A 14,424-nucleotide genomic window follows, 5' to 3' on the forward strand; every position below is an offset into this window, starting at 1 on the left:
ACAAGTTAAGTGCTGGCTGTAAAATTAATCCTATTCAGTTATATCCTTCAATGTCTCGTTAAAAAATTCTACCGTTTTTTTCATGAGTCGCTTGCCGCCATCGCATTGTCTTTTTTTGTTCCGCCAAAAAGCATTCTCATATTAAATTGCCTGTTTCCTGTGATCTGGGGGAGGTTGAGAGCGCTATAGGGGAATGGAGCAAAGTGCCCCGCACTTACATAATAGATGAACTTATTCTGTTTTTTATGCTTATGTTTTTGTAGTTGACCTTCAATCCGTTTCGTAAAAAATACAGCAGGTTGGATATGGTCATCCTCTCCGGCAAAAAACAACATTGCGCTATAATATTTTCAATTGGATTTGCTGTTTCCTCCAATTGTTGTTCATCCTGTAAATATCGGTTTAAAAATACACCCTAATCAGCACAACGACAGTATCTATTCCCATGGTGGTGATTAGGGTGCTAATAATAATACAATATTTTCAAGATAAAAATTCCTTTAATGACTCTGATAGTTTTACAACATCTTCCATCCCTTGATTGTATAATGCAGTTAACTTGTCTTTATTTCTCTCAATACGTCCAACATCTAGCCTTTCGACTGGGCTGATTACAAATACATTTCCTTTTATCTCTTCCTCAAAGATATAATCTAGCGTTTCATTATATATCCGATGACGATTTTCCATCGCTTTTAATAAACCTGGATAATCGCGATATTTTTTTCGGAAGTACCAGCCAAATGATTGTGGTTTTTTAGAATATCCTCTATTTCTTGTTAAAATAACAACATTTTTCCGATTACCATCTTTCTCAGACTGCCTAATCGGGATTGGGTCAGATATCCCGCCATCCATTAGCATTCGCCCATCAAACGGAACTACAGGAGCAACTAGAGGTAAAGAACTGGATGCACGAATGACTGTAAGTATATCTTTTTTATAGTCTCCCCTTTTATAAAAAACAGGCTCTCCTGACATACAGTCTGTTACCCCAACAACGAATTCTTCCTCAGCATTATAAAAGCTTTCAAAATCAAAGGGTTCCAATTCATTTGGTAAGCTATCAAATAAAAAGTCCATCCCAAATAATTGCCTTTTTTTAATGAAATTTCGAAATGATAAATAATCAGGATGATCAATATAATCAATGTTCACCGCTCTATTTCGATCCATTTGTCGCGATACATAGGAGGATCCATTACAGGCACCAGCAGATACACCGATGATATAAGGCAAATAAATATCACGCTCCATTAAATAACGAAGAACTCCTGCAGTATAGACTCCTCTACTTCCTCCACCTTCTAATACTAATCCTATATTTTCCATATAATCTCCTCTTGTTCGAAATAATACTTCTATAAAACTAAAATTCCAACTTTTGGTTCAATCTCTTCTCTTATTATAAATGTAAGTAGTCTAACTTTCTAACGAAAATTTGTTTCATGCCTTTGGCAAGTAGAGTATTTCTCTATACACTTGGCAAGATAATAGTAGCATGCCGTAATCAAAATCTTTCTAAGTAAAGGCGGGATTAGAGTGAAAAAGCGAATAGAAGCAAGAAATGGTGATCAAAAACGTAAGCGCAATACAGATTTAACTATTGAGGAAAGAATTAATTCAGCTCTACTATACACCCCAGAGCTATACACCTGGACAGATCGAAATAATACAAAGGAATGATTTACCCATTCCATTCTTAATAAATATATCCCCTCATGAACATTTGGATGTAATATCATGAGGGGATTAACAGTATACGATAACCACCGTTTTATCTATTATTTTGTATAGAAGTTATCAAACTTCCACTTACCTTCAGCATCCTTCCCCATTGTAACAACAAAGTTACCATTATCGAGAGGTTGTTTATCTCCATTTTATTTTCACAAAAATATTACAGTAAATGTAATGAAACGTTTATTGATTTAGATTCGTATGCAAAGTATCAGGGCAAATAAATGATTAAGTTTTCTACATTTTGGGGGGATGGATATGTTTTTCTTTAGTAAAGAAGATGTTTATTTAGGTTACTCCATCGAAGAATTTTCGAAGGTAAGATCAGCTTTAAATAGAGAAGGCATTAAATATACTACCAAGGTTAACGACTCTTCAGGAAATTGGCTAGGAACTGGCACAACAAGAGGAAACTTTGGAAGTTCCGGAATGAATCAGAATTTCGAAAAACAATATGTTGTATCTGTTAAGAAGAAAGACGCTGAACATGCAATGTACCTTGTTCACAGAGCTTTGCATTCGTAATTTCTCTCAATAGCAGAAATGGATGGGAATTTTCTTGTTAGGTTTTATTTATGTAATTATCTACAGTTGCCTTGTAAGCACCATAATTATAAAAGATAATAAAAAGGATAAAAGGATATTCCAAATTTTCATGATTACCGGGTGTTTTATTTTCATGCTTGTTAGTATCTTAACCTATCATAATGGGGGAACACGGGGAAAAGTTTGTGTGACCTTTTCCCATACCCCACTCCACTATGGCTTTTTAGTAATTGGAAATAATACACAATCTTTTATGGAATCACTATCTGTCAACACCATAAGAAGCCGCTCAATTCCAAATCCCCAACCAGAAATAGGTGGCATCCCATATTCCATGGCAACTAGATAATCTTCATCCATTTCCATTGCTTCCAAATCTCCATTACTCTTTAACATTGCTTGAGTTTCTAGTCTTTTCCTCTGTTCTAATGGATCAACTAATTCAGAGTAGGCATTTATGATTTCAGCTCCATTAACAACTAATTGGAACCGATCAGGCAATTCTGGTTGATCATCATTCGCCCGGGCTAGTGGTGATAATTCAATTGGATGTTGAATTAAAAATGTCGGTTTAATTAATTTAGGTCGACTCACTTTTTTGTATAGAAGGTCTATGAAATTTCCTCTCCCTAATGTTTCTATCTCGGGATATTCTAACTCAATACTCCTATTCAATGTTTCACCGTATAGCTTCTTTACATCCGGATACAGGTCGATGTCAATTCCTGTATCTTTTAAAATTAAGTCTCTAAACGAGATAATTTCCCATTCCTGTGAAAAGTCGATTGTATAACCTTGGAAAGTAATACTGGTTGAATGAAAAACTTGTTCCAATATAAACAAAACCATATCCCGCAATAATTTCATGGTGTCCTCGTAATTCCAGTAAGCAGCATATCCTTCCACCATCGTAAATTCCTGAAGATGTTGGTGACTTATTCCTTCATTTCGAAAACACTTTGCAAATTCATACACATTGGTAAAGCCACCCACGATTAATCGCTTTAAATACGTTTCCGGAGCAATTCGTAAGTTCATTTCCGTATCTAATGCATTGTGATAGGTTCGAAAAGGTTTCGCAATAGCCCCTGAAGAAGTATGCTGTAATACAGGTGTTTCTACTTCCAAGAACCCTCTATCCTCTAGGAATCTACGAATAGCGCGTACCATGTTGATTCTAGATAACATCCGCTTCTGGGTTTCTTCCGTCATCATTAAATCCAGGTAACGTTGCCGATACCTGATTTCAACATTACTTAACCCATGCCATTTTTCTGGAAGCGTTCGTAATGCTTTTCCAAGAAATTCATAGCTTTCAATTCGTAAGGTTTTTTCGTTGGTTTTTGTACTGTACATACGCCCTTCCACACCAATAAAATCACCTATATCAAAATATTTTTGGAATTGGCTATAACGCTCTTCACCAATTTCATCCAACTTTAATAGCAGTTGTAAACTTCCTTGTACATTTGAAATGCTGATAAACATTAATTTTTGAAACTCCCCACACTCATGATTCTTCCGGCAACTCGCACACCCGTAGTTTCATCAGCCAACTGGGCCACTTCATTCAACTCATAATTAGTTGAAAACCTATCAGGATACCCTGAAATCCCTTGAGAAGATAATGCTTTTAACTTCTCTATTCTAAGGTTTCTTTGTTCATTACCCATTGCAATTTACCTCCAGTCTATTCTTATGTTTAATCGATTTTGAAAAAAAATAAGCAACAAAAAACTCTCACCCCCAAGATTATGCATCTTGAGGACGAGAGTTATATCTTCCGTGGTACCACCTCAGTTTATTGATATGTCACCATATCAACCTCTTCGGGTACGGCAATTAAATAAATGATTATACCCTATCTCTATAACGGGAGATCCCGTCGCAGTATCACTATACATATCTAGATCCGTGCGAAGCTCCAAGTCTTTTTTCGTAATGAATATTATTACTCCATCCCACCAACCGGAGCTCTCTGAAAATAATGATTCAAAACTACTCTTCTCTTCATAGCCTTTTATTCGATGTAATAATTTCATCTATTGTAGAACATATAGATTATTTAGTCAAATCGAATCTTTTAAAAATAAGCATGGGACAACAAACCTGTCCCTATGTCCCACTTTAGTTAAGGAGTAAACGAACTATTAATACCTAGTAATAATACTTGAGCATAGTAGTTGACCATAAACATATAGTGATAGTAATGTAATATACGTTAAATGATTTTCTCTTGGTAATCGTAAGCTTGTGGAGATTGGTTACTGAGGAGATTATCAAATTCTTTATCTAAAGGAGAAAAAAATGACATCTTATGAATTAACTACTAGAACAAATAGAATATATATTAATGGTGAATGGAAAGAAAGTCAATCAGGAGAAACCATTGAAATCAAGTCACCATATCTTCACGAGGTAATTGGTGAAGTACAAGCAATTACCAGAGAGGAAGTAGATGAAGCCATTACATTTGCACATGAAGCACAAAAAGATTGGGCAAAAGCATCCATTCAGCAACGTGCCACATATTTATATAAATGGGCTGAGGAATTAGTCCGTATGCAAGATGAAATTTCCGAAATCATTATGAAAGAAGTTGGCAAGAGCAAAAAAGATGCCAAAAATGAAGTCTTGCGTACTGCAGATTTCATCCGTTATACCATTGAAGAGGCTCAACATATGCAAGGGGAAAGTATGAGAGGAGACAGTTTTCCAGGTGGCTCTAAATCAAAAATTGCCATTGTCGAACGTGTCCCATTGGGAGTAGTGTTAGCTATTTCACCATTCAACTACCCAGTAAATTTATCAGCTGCAAAAATAGCACCAGCATTAATAGCCGGAAATGCTGTCATTTTCAAACCTGCTACACAAGGTGCCCTCAGTGGGACGAAAATGATTGAAGCACTGCATAAAGCTGGACTGCCAGAAGGTCTTGTTAATTTAGTAACAGGTAAAGGCTCAGTAATCGGTGATTATATTGTAGAACATAAAGGCATTAATATGATTTCCTTTACCGGCGGTACTAACACTGGAAGTCATTTAGCGAAAAAGGCAGCGATGATTCCGCTTGTCCTTGAACTAGGTGGTAAAGACCCTGGTATCGTTCGAGAAGATGCAGATTTACATGAGGCTGCCAATCATATTATCAGCGGAGCCTTTTCTTATTCTGGTCAGCGCTGTACAGCAATTAAGCGAGTACTGGTACACGATTGCGTGGCAGACAAACTCGTAGGAATATTAAAAGAAGAAATAGAAAAATTACTAGTTGGTTCTCCAGAAAACGGCTGTACAGTTGTTCCTTTAATTAACAATCAATCGGCTAACTATGTTCAAGATTTGATTACGGATGCAATAGAAAAAGGTGCTAAATTAATCACAGGCAACAAGAGAGAAGATAATCTAATCTTCCCTACTTTAATTGACCATGTAACTGGAGACATGAAGGTTGCATGGGAAGAACCATTTGGACCTGTTCTACCAATTATCCGTGTGTCTTCTGATGAAGAAGCAATCAGCATGACGAATAAATCAGAATATGGCCTACAAGCAAGTATCTTTACAAAAGATATCAATAAAGCATTTTCGATAGCTAATAAAATTGAAGTAGGTTCTGTCCAGATTAATGGGCGTACTGAGCGCGGACCTGACCACTTCCCATTTATTGGTGTTAAAGGATCAGGTATGGGAGTTCAAGGAATCCGTAAAAGTATTGAATCCATGACTCGTGAAAAAGTAACAATTCTTAATATATCAGAGTAAGTTCACAAAGATTAAAAACTAGAAACAAAGTTTGGAGTTGCCCCAATTAGAGTATTCTTCTAATTTAAAACCATAAGATAATCCCGTACCACGATAATAGTGGTACGGGATTATTTTATGAAATGTAGGAATCATCAATAATTCGAGAATTACTTTTGAAAGCTTCATAATAGAATAGAATCATGTTTCCAATTATACTGGTATTAAAGATTCAGGTTATTCTTCAAGAAAGTAGGACAATAAATGTTATTTTATGTCATCGCAGTACTTGTTGTTGTGTTGGACCAGATTTCAAAATACCTCATTCGTTTCTACATTGACATTAATGAACGATTTACCTTCTTGGGCATTGAATTTACGCATATCGAGAATAGTGGGATGGCAGGAAGCTTATTCCCAGGCTATGCTCGTCTCTTTGGAATTGTAGCGGTGTTGTTCGTGATACTAGTTTCATATCTTCGCAGAACCGAAGATATGAAGGGCACTCTTATCGATAGTAGTTTTGGATTCCTAGTCGGAGGAGCAATTGGAAATGGCGTGGATAGAATTGTATTTGGACAGGTGACAGATTTTATCATTCGCTCTGGTGGAGTTCTTAACATAGCCGACCATGCTATCGAGATTGGATTGCTATTGCTTATTATTTATGTATTAGTTAGTTGGTTAAAAAGTAAAGGGATCATGTTCATTACAAAAGGCATACTTCCTGAGAAACAACCTATAGATGATTAAAAATAATATAGGCTGGTTTTTTCGAGAGTCAAGCAAATAATACTCCTACAAGAAGTTGAATTATCTTTTTCCTCCTCTTATCCTCCTGTCATGAACCTTTTACCTTCAATATGTTTATGACCATTTAAACGTTTCTCATTCTCTAAATTAACTTTTAAATTCCATCTTTGAAGCTAATAAGTATTACATTACTCAGGAAGATTCACCCAAATTACAGCCCCCATCGGATGCTTATAAGGTATTGGCTCCTTATAGATTTTTGGATTCGCAAGTATCCAAGCATATGTTTTCTTATATGGCAATGCCAGAGCATCTTCACTCTGTATACCATGAAGCTTCTTACTTTCTCGATAAGCTTCCAATGTCAATTCTATACTATCAATAAGGTCTAGTTCTCCAAACACCTTGCCTGAACCACTTTTAATTAATGCAACAGTTCCTCTAATTTTCGTGTTTGAACCCCGGACTTCCCAGGTCTTTTGCCCATCTAAGATTAATTCAATCCATGGTGATTTAATGATTAGTCCTTTCATTGGTTCCGTTCTCCCCCTAAAACTATTTAAGCAACTGTTCTTCATGCATCAAATCATTCAAATTCTTCTTACCTCTATCTAAATAAAGTCCTCTTATCCCCACTCTTTCAGCTCCCTCGATGTTTTCCAATTTATCATCGATGAATATACTCTCCTCTTTACGAGCTTTTGCTTGTTCAAGGGCAATCTCATAGATAGCTTTATTGGGCTTTACCTCTTTTACGAAGGCTGAAAGAATAATAGTGTGAAAGTATTGTCGAATCCCTAACTTATCAAATACCCAATCCATACTTGGCATAGCATTCGATATAACCGCTAACTTATAATTCTTACTAAGCTCCTCTAATAAATCTATCACTTCTGGAAAAAGCTCACAATGAACTGCGTAGTGGGTTAAGTAGAGTAGTTCATTTGTTAATCTTTCGTCTCCTACTTCTCTAGCGATCCCTCCATACAAACTTTTATAATAGATTTCTTCCTCATTCCAGTTTGTAATAAAAGATGCTTTAGTATGATGTTTTGCCTTCGTAATAGCAGCATCAATTGCTGATAGTTGGTAACCTCTCCCCATTAATAGGTTTCTAATTCTGCCTTCGCCTTTAATCGGGGTATCAAACAGAACACCCCCTGCATCTAGAAAGATAAACTTTACTTGTTCTTGAACTTGGGTCATAATTAACCTCCATTACTTCTGCTTTGTCAAAACCAACGTCTCTTCATTGCCATCCCACTTCAGTTCAATCTTAATTTCATTACTTCGCAGAGCAATTCTACAATCGGAACATGTAGTGGTGATAAACAATGTATTGGAATCAAGGTTTATTGTCCCCTCTAATTCTAAATCATCTTTCTTAGAATTTATCTTATAGGAGACAGGTACAGTAATTACTCCAAGCACCTTGACCCGCCTTTGCAATTCCAGCATACACACCGTCATGTAAAACATACAAATCAAAAAATGCTGTTTCTTTTATTAAATGACCTATGACTAACTCTCCCTCTTCAGGTCGTCATAAGCAAGACTATTTACATCCTGGCTTAACATTTTTAAACTTTGTTGATAAACCTCTGGAGATTCCCAGTCTTTATATGTATCAGGTATTTCTACTTCTTCGAATCTATCGTTTTCTATAACAATTTCTTTTATATCAGTTATGTAAGTTATAAGCTTAGTTACATCTTCCTTCGTTCCAACAGGACCATGTCCTGGAATAGCAATATCAAATTCCAATCCTTCAATCCTTCTTAAAATCTCAACCCAAATAGAAGGATTCGATTCTTCGAAAAATGTTGGATGGCATTTCACAAAAAGTAAATCACCCATAAAAATTACTTTGTCCTCTGGAATATAAAGGACAGAATCACAAACAGAATGCCCTCCTCCTAAAGTAAAAAGCTTTGCATTGCAATTTTCTCCGTGGAATGATAGTTCACTAGTAAAAGTTTGGTTAGGTAAAATAAGCTCTAATGTAGGTAATGACTTTTCTAGCTCTTTTAAGAAGTTGATTTGATACGCTAGTCTTTTATCTTCACTGTGGGTAAGTTGACTTTGTAGGGATTTTATATAGTTGGATAATCCTTGTAGATCATTTTTCTGTGTATTAATTCTGGAAGGATGTAATTCTTTGATTTTTGAAAAAGTAATACCACTGGAAATAATCGTACGTTCCTTGAATGATTGATTTCCGCGTATATGGTCTCCATGCCAGTGACTATTGATTACCCATGTTACTGGGTGATTAGTTATGCTTTCGGCAAATGTCTTTAAATCCTCAGAAGCTTGCTGTGTATTGAACGTATCAAAAACAATTGATTTCCCACCAAGGTCCACAAAGCCCGCATTAGCGACAGAACCACTACCTTCTTTTGCGATTGCTGCATAGGCGTTTCGGCTGACTTTCTCAAGTGTGAAATGTTTGCTTGAAATTTCCATTCTATATTCCCTCCTTTTCTCCCAAACTATTTTTCTAGTACGATTTCTCCCTCACCTTTAGGCTCTTCAATTCCCTCCAGAAAAGATGATAAAATCTCCTTCGTAATTGGAAAAGCAGCATTCGCATCAAACCGCTCACCTCTGATTTCCAGTCTTCTGTTGCAGTTCATCAGCATCCACTTTCAAGTAAATAAGTTTCCACTTACCATCATTTTCTTCGATTACCTGTTTGTATTCATCTCTTTCTGATCGACTCCAAAAGCTCGAATCTAAAACTATTTTTCTTTTTTCTTGAATAAGTTTAAGTAACTTGTTACGTATTTTTTTATGTGATTCATCTAGATACTCCCTGTATTTCTCCGTAGGGTAATCCACTCCATACCCACCATAAGTCGACCATACTTCCTCATCAATGGAAAGGCGTAAAAATCCTTCTGATTCTAATTTTTTGGAAAAAGTAGTTTTACCGGAGCCTGCTATTCCACACATAAATACGACGTATGAAAATCACTATTTTCCCTAATTAAAAGATTAATAATGTCTTTTTGTAACATCCTCTTCACACTCCGTTTTATAGAGACAATCCAAGCAAATTACACTCATTCTACCAACTCGTTCCACCGTAAATCGTTATCCTAACTCTAGATAATGGGTTGATTTAGAATAGAGTGTTTTTTTTCTAAATCCCAGAGATTTATAAAACGTATCTGCTTGTTCCGTATCCGTCTTTAAAACAATGACCTTAAAAATAGAGGAATGATACATAATCCTCTGTACCAACATCCGACCTATGCCATTTCTTCGGAGTTCCTTTGCTACATAAAACCTTCTTAATCTCCCAATATCATCTTCCGTACTATAAGGATCTTTATTAATCCCACCTATTGCAATAATTCTACCTCTTTCATCAAACACACCGTACAATGCCTCTCCAGGTTTATCAAATATGTTTGAACCGTTTTCATATTCGTGTACTAATCGTTTTAAAAAACGAAACCCTTCCTTCTGACTTTCTTCGATCAGTGTCCTTAGGTTGACCTGTGTTAAATTGTCAATTTTCCTTATTGTGTATCTTTCCATAGAACCTCCGTGGGTTGGATAGATTAGCCACCGCAATTACCCCCATTAAATAATGTATTCTGTAATTCCTTGGTAGAATTGATACATAAAATACAGAGAAAACCCAATTAATAGGATCCCCGCAGCGATTGAAAATCCCTTAATCATAGAGCGGTTCATCATTTTTCTAGTGTATGAAACCAGTGCTAACAAGCCAATATCATGAATCAGGATCCCTGTTAATACACCCGCAGCAATTATAAAAAATTGGGTTGGCTTAGAAGTGTCATACGAATTAGTCAAAACGGTTCCAAAAACACTTAGCCAAAATATTATATTACCGGGTGAAATAGCGACAAAAAAGCCATTACGGTAAGACGAGACGATGGATTTTGTAGACTTTTCCCCCTTTAGGGTAATATCTTTATCGGCATTTTTAATAGAATCATAGCCAATGAGCAGTAAAAACACCGCACCAATAAGCCACATGGGCACTTGAATAAATGGGATTTGGAGTACAGAAGCCAACCCTAGATATAGAGCAACAACTAAGACTAGATCAATCGTCATGCCACCTAACCCCACAGCCCAACCATGCATAAAGCCATTTTTTATTCCTTGTTTAGACATTTCCACTGTGATAGTTCCAACAGGCATTGCAATAGCCAATCCTGCCAGTACATAGGTAAAAAACACTTCCATTTCCGTACTCCTCTTAAGTAGATTATTTAATACTTAAAATTCTGACACAAACGTCCAAACTCTACAACACTTATTTTTATATTTACCAGGGGGGGACTGTCCCTCACAATTTAACATCATTATTGGGCATACTATTATGAGGAGGTGTTACATAGTGGGTAAAGACAATGAAGAATTGAATGGTTATCAAGCTTCTAAGGGGATAACTAAAATGAGTAAAAGAGATGAAATTACCAATGAAGAACGGCATAGTAAGAATGCAAGAGAATCAGCTATTGAACAGAACTTCCCTAGGATTGATACGGAAAATTTATAGAGATTATCTCATTTGATTATGAGAAGATAACTACTAGATTGGATTGGTTGTCTTCTCTTTATTTTACCCCTCATTTCAAGGTTCCTAAAGATCCATTAACCAAATACCCTAACTTTTTAGATTGTATCCTTTTACTTCTTTAACGGATATGATTTGGGCTTTGATTCCATATGTTGATCGAAACTTTTTCCGAGCTTCTGCTGGTGTCCGTGCGATAACTGTCTTAATTTGTTGTTCCCCGTTATCTTCTGTTAGAACTAAGTATCTTTTTGCTCCACATTTCATGAATCTCACCTCGTTACTAAATATTATCTCGGGAATTTTTTTGCGGTCAAAATATTAGGTTCTATTTGTGATATATACACCGTTTTGAAGTAGTTAAAGTCAACATGCAGGAATGTAAGATAATATTTGAAAACGTGGAACCTTCATTTAGATAATTCGTAGTAAATAATAACTTAAAAATTGATAGTTCGCACTAAGTTAGGGGAGGGATAGATGTGGTAAAAAAACGCAAAAAACGAATTGAATTTTTCTTTCTAATTATTTTGGTTGCAACACTAATCGGATCGTTTGTATTAATTTTCTTAGGACATTTTATGTTGGGTATTATAGTAGGCGGAGTATTCATGTTTTTAGCTAACTTTATTAGTCGATGGTTTTCGGGCAAAAATGATGAATATGTGTATAGAAATATTTACGAAACTAATAAAGATAGGTACAATAGGTGATATTTGAATTCCCATCTACATTTACCTTCTAGCAGAAAGAGAGCATCAAATTATATTACAATTTGATGCCCATTATTTATGACAGTTTCAATCATGGTGCACCCAAACGGAACTACTCAGATTCACCTCATGTTTCTTTAATCCATATATCTATTCCACATGTCCAACCTTAATCAAATGAGTCTCTCCAAATTTCCGTTCAGCCGCATGATAGGTTGGTCCAACCATATCATTATAGGAAAAACCATGTTCAATTGCTGTTGTTACAAAACTTTTTGCAAGGTGCACAGCTTCTTCCACCGGTTTTCCTTTTGCTAAATAGGCACAAATAGCGGCCGAATAGGTACAGCCTGCTCCACTTGTATTAATCGTATCGATTCTTGGTGCTTCAAATGTTGTTAATATTTTACCATCATATAGCACGTCCACTGCTGGACCAGTTAGGCGCCCACCTTTAACAAGGACATAATTTGCCCCCAATCCATGCAAATCAATTGCTGCTTGTTTTAATTCCTCCACGTTCGAAATGGAACGATCATCTAATAAAAAGGAAGCCTCTGGAATATTTGGTGTAATAATTGTTGCTAGCGGAATAAGTTTTTCCTTTAATGCTACGATGGCATCATCAGCTAGTAGCTTGGAATCAAGCTTTCCAACCATAACCGGGTCTACGACTAATTGCCGGGTCGATGAATCAGCAATAAGTTGGGCAACCGTTTCAATCACCTCGGTAGAGAATAGCATCCCTGTTTTCATTGCATCTGCTCCGACTTGCTTCATTGCTGTATCAAACTGGGCTTCAATCGATTCTATTGTCATGGGGTGTACATTTTTATCTGTTTTTGGATGGCGACCAACAATAGCTGTGACCACACTCATCCCGTATACATCAAGTTCTTGAAATGTTTTCAAGTCTGCTTGAATCCCCGCGCTTCCGCCTGATGCAGACCCTGCAATTGTCATTACTCGTGATGGATAGTTCATAATCGAATTTCCCCTTCGGAATTTATAGTGGAAATATTGTTTTAATAGCTTAATAACATTATAACAATAAATTGGAATATTTGGTGGAGTAATAAGTTTAACAATGAAAGTATTGTAATTATTGTGTTTAGTTGATAACATATAGTTAGTTAGTTGAATAACTTAGAGGTGATGAAAACATGGCAAAACCAAATGTGATAAGTAAGGACGATTTAATTAAATTTGCAAAGGAGTGTTTGGTTAATAAAGGTATTGAAAAATTCACGTTAAGAGCAGTGGCTGAGACAGCAGGAGTTACACAAGGTACAATTTATTACCATTTTAAAACGAAAGAACAGTTGTTATTAGATATTGTTCAAAACATCTGTGAAACCAGCTGGCAAGAAATATCTCAAAGAAATGAATATGTGATTGAACAAGCTATTACATCAGCTAAAAGTCGTTGTTCATATGACTCGTTTTTTCATAAATTGTTTCTTTCATTAGTTGCTTCCAGTTTTAACAATGAGAAAATAAGAAATCAACTTGGAGAAATTATTATGAGAGAAAATAAGGCTTTAACAGAGAATTTATCAAACTTCTGGGCGAAATCACCAATAGAAGGGGTTTCACTTGAGACGTGGGCAATTTTATTAAATGCTATTGTCGACGGAATGGCATTACAAGCATCCTTACAAAAGGATTTTCCAGTTGAAAAAACATACAAGGAATTCGAGCAATTAATCAACGGACTTAATACGTTGGTAAGTAAGGAGGGCGATTAATGAAAGGCTATTTATTCACTGCATTATGGGGTATTTTAGTGTGGTTATTTGCCACATTATTTTTCAGGTTTTTTGGAGAACACGTTCTTTTCAGTCCAGTAACAAATGAGTTCGTTATCAGCATTTTCTTATTATTAGTTGTAACATCAGTTTTATTGTTGGGTATTACATATGTGTATCTTAAATTCGATCAAACAAACAATGCACCGTTAAGGTTCGGGGTAATTGGTACTATTATTGGTTTATCATTAGACACATTTTCTTTATCCTATCATCATTTGGTGTTTCCAAATTTAGATGATTCACAGGTTATTGCTTTTACAGCATGGATGTCTTTTGCATATGCTTTATATTTATTTATACCGTTAATGTTTAACCGAAAAATGGGTCTCAGTAGATAGCTAATTGCGTTTATATTCAAGAATAAATAAATGATTCCTATCTTGATTTAATGATGCAGGTTAGTAAAATAGAGAGAGAGTTGTCTCAATACTAACAAAATAACCTAAACATATATTTGGTAAAAAAGCTAATTAATAATACGCTTGAAACTTACAACACTATTCGAACTCATGAAAGCCAATCAACCAAATTATTTTAGTCAAAGTCAAATAGATATAAT

Annotated in this window: 21 protein-coding genes and 1 other annotated feature; of the genes, 8 read left to right on the forward strand and 13 right to left on the reverse strand. The window is 35.7% G+C overall.

Annotated elements, in window-relative coordinates; all coding sequences use genetic code 11:
* Positions 1-80: 80 nt before the first annotated feature.
* Positions 81-335 (reverse strand): acyl-CoA thioester hydrolase/BAAT C-terminal domain-containing protein, encoded by a 255-nt coding sequence (locus TY11_RS21155; RefSeq protein WP_042150212.1) that lies wholly within the window; start codon positions 333-335, stop codon positions 81-83.
* A gap of 148 nt (positions 336-483) precedes the next feature.
* Positions 484-1,332 (reverse strand): patatin-like phospholipase family protein, encoded by an 849-nt coding sequence (locus tag TY11_RS19505; protein ID WP_042150215.1) that lies wholly within the window; start codon positions 1,330-1,332, stop codon positions 484-486.
* 210 nt (positions 1,333-1,542) lie between these two features.
* Between TY11_RS19505 and TY11_RS20565 the strand changes: the two genes are divergently transcribed.
* Together TY11_RS20565 and TY11_RS19510 are read left to right on the forward strand one after the other, a co-directional pair.
* Complete coding sequence (locus TY11_RS20565; RefSeq protein WP_155982746.1) at positions 1,543-1,686, forward strand: hypothetical protein; 144 nt, start codon at positions 1,543-1,545, stop codon at positions 1,684-1,686.
* Between the two features lie 312 nt (positions 1,687-1,998).
* Positions 1,999-2,265 (forward strand): hypothetical protein, encoded by a 267-nt coding sequence (locus tag TY11_RS19510; protein WP_042150217.1) that lies wholly within the window; start codon positions 1,999-2,001, stop codon positions 2,263-2,265.
* 234 nt (positions 2,266-2,499) lie between these two features.
* On the opposite strand, the gene lysS is transcribed toward TY11_RS19510, so the two are convergent.
* Both lysS and TY11_RS20945 read right to left on the reverse strand, forming a co-directional pair.
* On the reverse strand, positions 2,500-3,774 hold the full coding sequence (gene lysS / locus TY11_RS19515) for a lysine--tRNA ligase (RefSeq protein WP_231495885.1): 1,275 nt from the start codon (positions 3,772-3,774) through the stop codon (positions 2,500-2,502).
* On the reverse strand, positions 3,774-3,959 hold the full coding sequence (locus tag TY11_RS20945; protein WP_231495886.1) for a hypothetical protein: 186 nt from the start codon (positions 3,957-3,959) through the stop codon (positions 3,774-3,776). The genes lysS and TY11_RS20945 overlap by 1 nt, the downstream gene beginning before the upstream one ends.
* Before the next feature lie 87 nt (positions 3,960-4,046).
* Positions 4,047-4,309: a binding site (T-box leader), on the reverse strand.
* A 284-nt stretch (positions 4,310-4,593) separates the two neighbouring features.
* Between TY11_RS20945 and TY11_RS19520 the strand changes: the two genes are divergently transcribed.
* A complete protein-coding gene (locus TY11_RS19520; RefSeq protein ID WP_042150220.1) occupies positions 4,594-6,048 on the forward strand; it encodes an NADP-dependent glyceraldehyde-3-phosphate dehydrogenase in 1,455 nt (484 codons plus the stop codon).
* 243 nt (positions 6,049-6,291) lie between these two features.
* Complete coding sequence (lspA, locus tag TY11_RS19525) at positions 6,292-6,780, forward strand: signal peptidase II (protein WP_042150223.1); 489 nt, start codon at positions 6,292-6,294, stop codon at positions 6,778-6,780.
* A 188-nt stretch (positions 6,781-6,968) separates the two neighbouring features.
* Here lspA and TY11_RS19530 read toward each other — a convergent pair whose 3' ends face one another.
* The 7 genes from TY11_RS19530 to TY11_RS19560 form a co-directional block, all read right to left on the reverse strand.
* Positions 6,969-7,313, reverse strand: coding sequence for an ASCH domain-containing protein (locus tag TY11_RS19530; protein ID WP_042150226.1), 345 nt, complete (start codon positions 7,311-7,313; stop codon positions 6,969-6,971).
* A 22-nt stretch (positions 7,314-7,335) separates the two neighbouring features.
* Entirely contained in the window at positions 7,336-7,986 is a 651-nt protein-coding gene (locus tag TY11_RS19535) for an HAD family hydrolase (RefSeq protein WP_042150229.1), read from the reverse strand.
* 12 nt (positions 7,987-7,998) lie between these two features.
* A complete protein-coding gene (locus tag TY11_RS19540; protein ID WP_042150231.1) occupies positions 7,999-8,211 on the reverse strand; it encodes a hypothetical protein in 213 nt (70 codons plus the stop codon).
* A 90-nt stretch (positions 8,212-8,301) separates the two neighbouring features.
* Positions 8,302-9,246, reverse strand: coding sequence for an MBL fold metallo-hydrolase (locus TY11_RS19545; RefSeq protein WP_042150232.1), 945 nt, complete (start codon positions 9,244-9,246; stop codon positions 8,302-8,304).
* Positions 9,247-9,381: 135 nt separating this feature from the next.
* Positions 9,382-9,735 carry a P-loop nucleotide/nucleoside kinase family protein gene (locus TY11_RS19550; protein ID WP_231495887.1) on the reverse strand — a complete coding sequence of 118 codons (354 nt, stop codon included), beginning with the start codon at positions 9,733-9,735 and terminating at the stop codon, positions 9,382-9,384.
* 141 nt (positions 9,736-9,876) lie between these two features.
* Complete coding sequence (locus TY11_RS19555; protein WP_042150235.1) at positions 9,877-10,326, reverse strand: GNAT family N-acetyltransferase; 450 nt, start codon at positions 10,324-10,326, stop codon at positions 9,877-9,879.
* A gap of 45 nt (positions 10,327-10,371) precedes the next feature.
* Positions 10,372-11,007 carry a LysE family translocator gene (locus tag TY11_RS19560; protein WP_042150239.1) on the reverse strand — a complete coding sequence of 212 codons (636 nt, stop codon included), beginning with the start codon at positions 11,005-11,007 and terminating at the stop codon, positions 10,372-10,374.
* A gap of 154 nt (positions 11,008-11,161) precedes the next feature.
* Here TY11_RS19560 and TY11_RS20570 point away from each other — a divergent pair, with 154 nt between their 5' ends.
* Positions 11,162-11,323: a hypothetical protein gene (locus TY11_RS20570; RefSeq protein ID WP_155982747.1), complete on the forward strand. Its 162-nt coding sequence runs from the start codon at positions 11,162-11,164 to the stop codon at positions 11,321-11,323.
* Between the two features lie 108 nt (positions 11,324-11,431).
* Here the strand turns inward: TY11_RS20570 and TY11_RS20750 are convergent, their stop codons facing one another.
* Positions 11,432-11,608 (reverse strand): hypothetical protein, encoded by a 177-nt coding sequence (locus tag TY11_RS20750; RefSeq protein ID WP_197025133.1) that lies wholly within the window; start codon positions 11,606-11,608, stop codon positions 11,432-11,434.
* A gap of 215 nt (positions 11,609-11,823) precedes the next feature.
* Here TY11_RS20750 and TY11_RS19565 point away from each other — a divergent pair, with 215 nt between their 5' ends.
* The gene (locus TY11_RS19565; RefSeq protein WP_042150241.1) at positions 11,824-12,054 is read left to right on the forward strand and encodes a hypothetical protein; all 231 of its coding nucleotides are present in this window, start codon (positions 11,824-11,826) and stop codon (positions 12,052-12,054) included.
* 150 nt (positions 12,055-12,204) lie between these two features.
* Here TY11_RS19565 and thiD read toward each other — a convergent pair whose 3' ends face one another.
* Positions 12,205-13,038 carry a bifunctional hydroxymethylpyrimidine kinase/phosphomethylpyrimidine kinase gene (thiD, locus tag TY11_RS19570; protein WP_042150244.1) on the reverse strand — a complete coding sequence of 278 codons (834 nt, stop codon included), beginning with the start codon at positions 13,036-13,038 and terminating at the stop codon, positions 12,205-12,207.
* A gap of 179 nt (positions 13,039-13,217) precedes the next feature.
* Between thiD and TY11_RS19575 the strand changes: the two genes are divergently transcribed.
* Positions 13,218-13,802, forward strand: coding sequence for a TetR/AcrR family transcriptional regulator (locus TY11_RS19575; protein ID WP_042150246.1), 585 nt, complete (start codon positions 13,218-13,220; stop codon positions 13,800-13,802).
* Positions 13,802-14,203: a DUF5367 family protein gene (locus tag TY11_RS19580; RefSeq protein ID WP_042150249.1), complete on the forward strand. Its 402-nt coding sequence runs from the start codon at positions 13,802-13,804 to the stop codon at positions 14,201-14,203. Before TY11_RS19575 ends, TY11_RS19580 begins: the two co-directional genes overlap by 1 nt.
* Positions 14,204-14,424 lie beyond the last annotated feature (221 nt).

It is taken from the genome of Paucisalibacillus algeriensis (assembly GCF_000577245.1).
Classification (GTDB): domain Bacteria; phylum Bacillota; class Bacilli; order Bacillales; family Amphibacillaceae; genus Ornithinibacillus.

Excerpts from the sequence above, each read along its gene's own strand:
- TY11_RS21155 (WP_042150212.1), bottom strand. The coding sequence starts at position 335 with ATGTTGTTTTTTGCCGGAGAGGATGACCATATCCAACCTGCTGTATTT.
- TY11_RS19505 (WP_042150215.1), bottom strand. The coding sequence starts at position 1,332 with ATGGAAAATATAGGATTAGTATTAGAAGGTGGAGGAAGTAGAGGAGTC.
- TY11_RS19510 (WP_042150217.1), top strand. The coding sequence starts at position 1,999 with ATGTTTTTCTTTAGTAAAGAAGATGTTTATTTAGGTTACTCCATCGAA.
- lysS (WP_231495885.1), bottom strand. The coding sequence starts at position 3,774 with ATGTTTATCAGCATTTCAAATGTACAAGGAAGTTTACAACTGCTATTA.
- TY11_RS20945 (WP_231495886.1), bottom strand. The coding sequence starts at position 3,959 with ATGGGTAATGAACAAAGAAACCTTAGAATAGAGAAGTTAAAAGCATTA.
- TY11_RS19520 (WP_042150220.1), top strand. The coding sequence starts at position 4,594 with ATGACATCTTATGAATTAACTACTAGAACAAATAGAATATATATTAAT.
- lspA (WP_042150223.1), top strand. The coding sequence starts at position 6,292 with ATGTTATTTTATGTCATCGCAGTACTTGTTGTTGTGTTGGACCAGATT.
- TY11_RS19530 (WP_042150226.1), bottom strand. The coding sequence starts at position 7,313 with ATGAAAGGACTAATCATTAAATCACCATGGATTGAATTAATCTTAGAT.
- TY11_RS19535 (WP_042150229.1), bottom strand. The coding sequence starts at position 7,986 with ATGACCCAAGTTCAAGAACAAGTAAAGTTTATCTTTCTAGATGCAGGG.
- TY11_RS19545 (WP_042150232.1), bottom strand. The coding sequence starts at position 9,246 with ATGGAAATTTCAAGCAAACATTTCACACTTGAGAAAGTCAGCCGAAAC.
- TY11_RS19550 (WP_231495887.1), bottom strand. The coding sequence starts at position 9,735 with ATGTGTGGAATAGCAGGCTCCGGTAAAACTACTTTTTCCAAAAAATTA.
- TY11_RS19555 (WP_042150235.1), bottom strand. The coding sequence starts at position 10,326 with ATGGAAAGATACACAATAAGGAAAATTGACAATTTAACACAGGTCAAC.
- TY11_RS19560 (WP_042150239.1), bottom strand. The coding sequence starts at position 11,007 with ATGGAAGTGTTTTTTACCTATGTACTGGCAGGATTGGCTATTGCAATG.
- TY11_RS20750 (WP_197025133.1), bottom strand. The coding sequence starts at position 11,608 with ATGAAATGTGGAGCAAAAAGATACTTAGTTCTAACAGAAGATAACGGG.
- thiD (WP_042150244.1), bottom strand. The coding sequence starts at position 13,038 with ATGAACTATCCATCACGAGTAATGACAATTGCAGGGTCTGCATCAGGC.
- TY11_RS19575 (WP_042150246.1), top strand. The coding sequence starts at position 13,218 with ATGGCAAAACCAAATGTGATAAGTAAGGACGATTTAATTAAATTTGCA.
- TY11_RS19580 (WP_042150249.1), top strand. The coding sequence starts at position 13,802 with ATGAAAGGCTATTTATTCACTGCATTATGGGGTATTTTAGTGTGGTTA.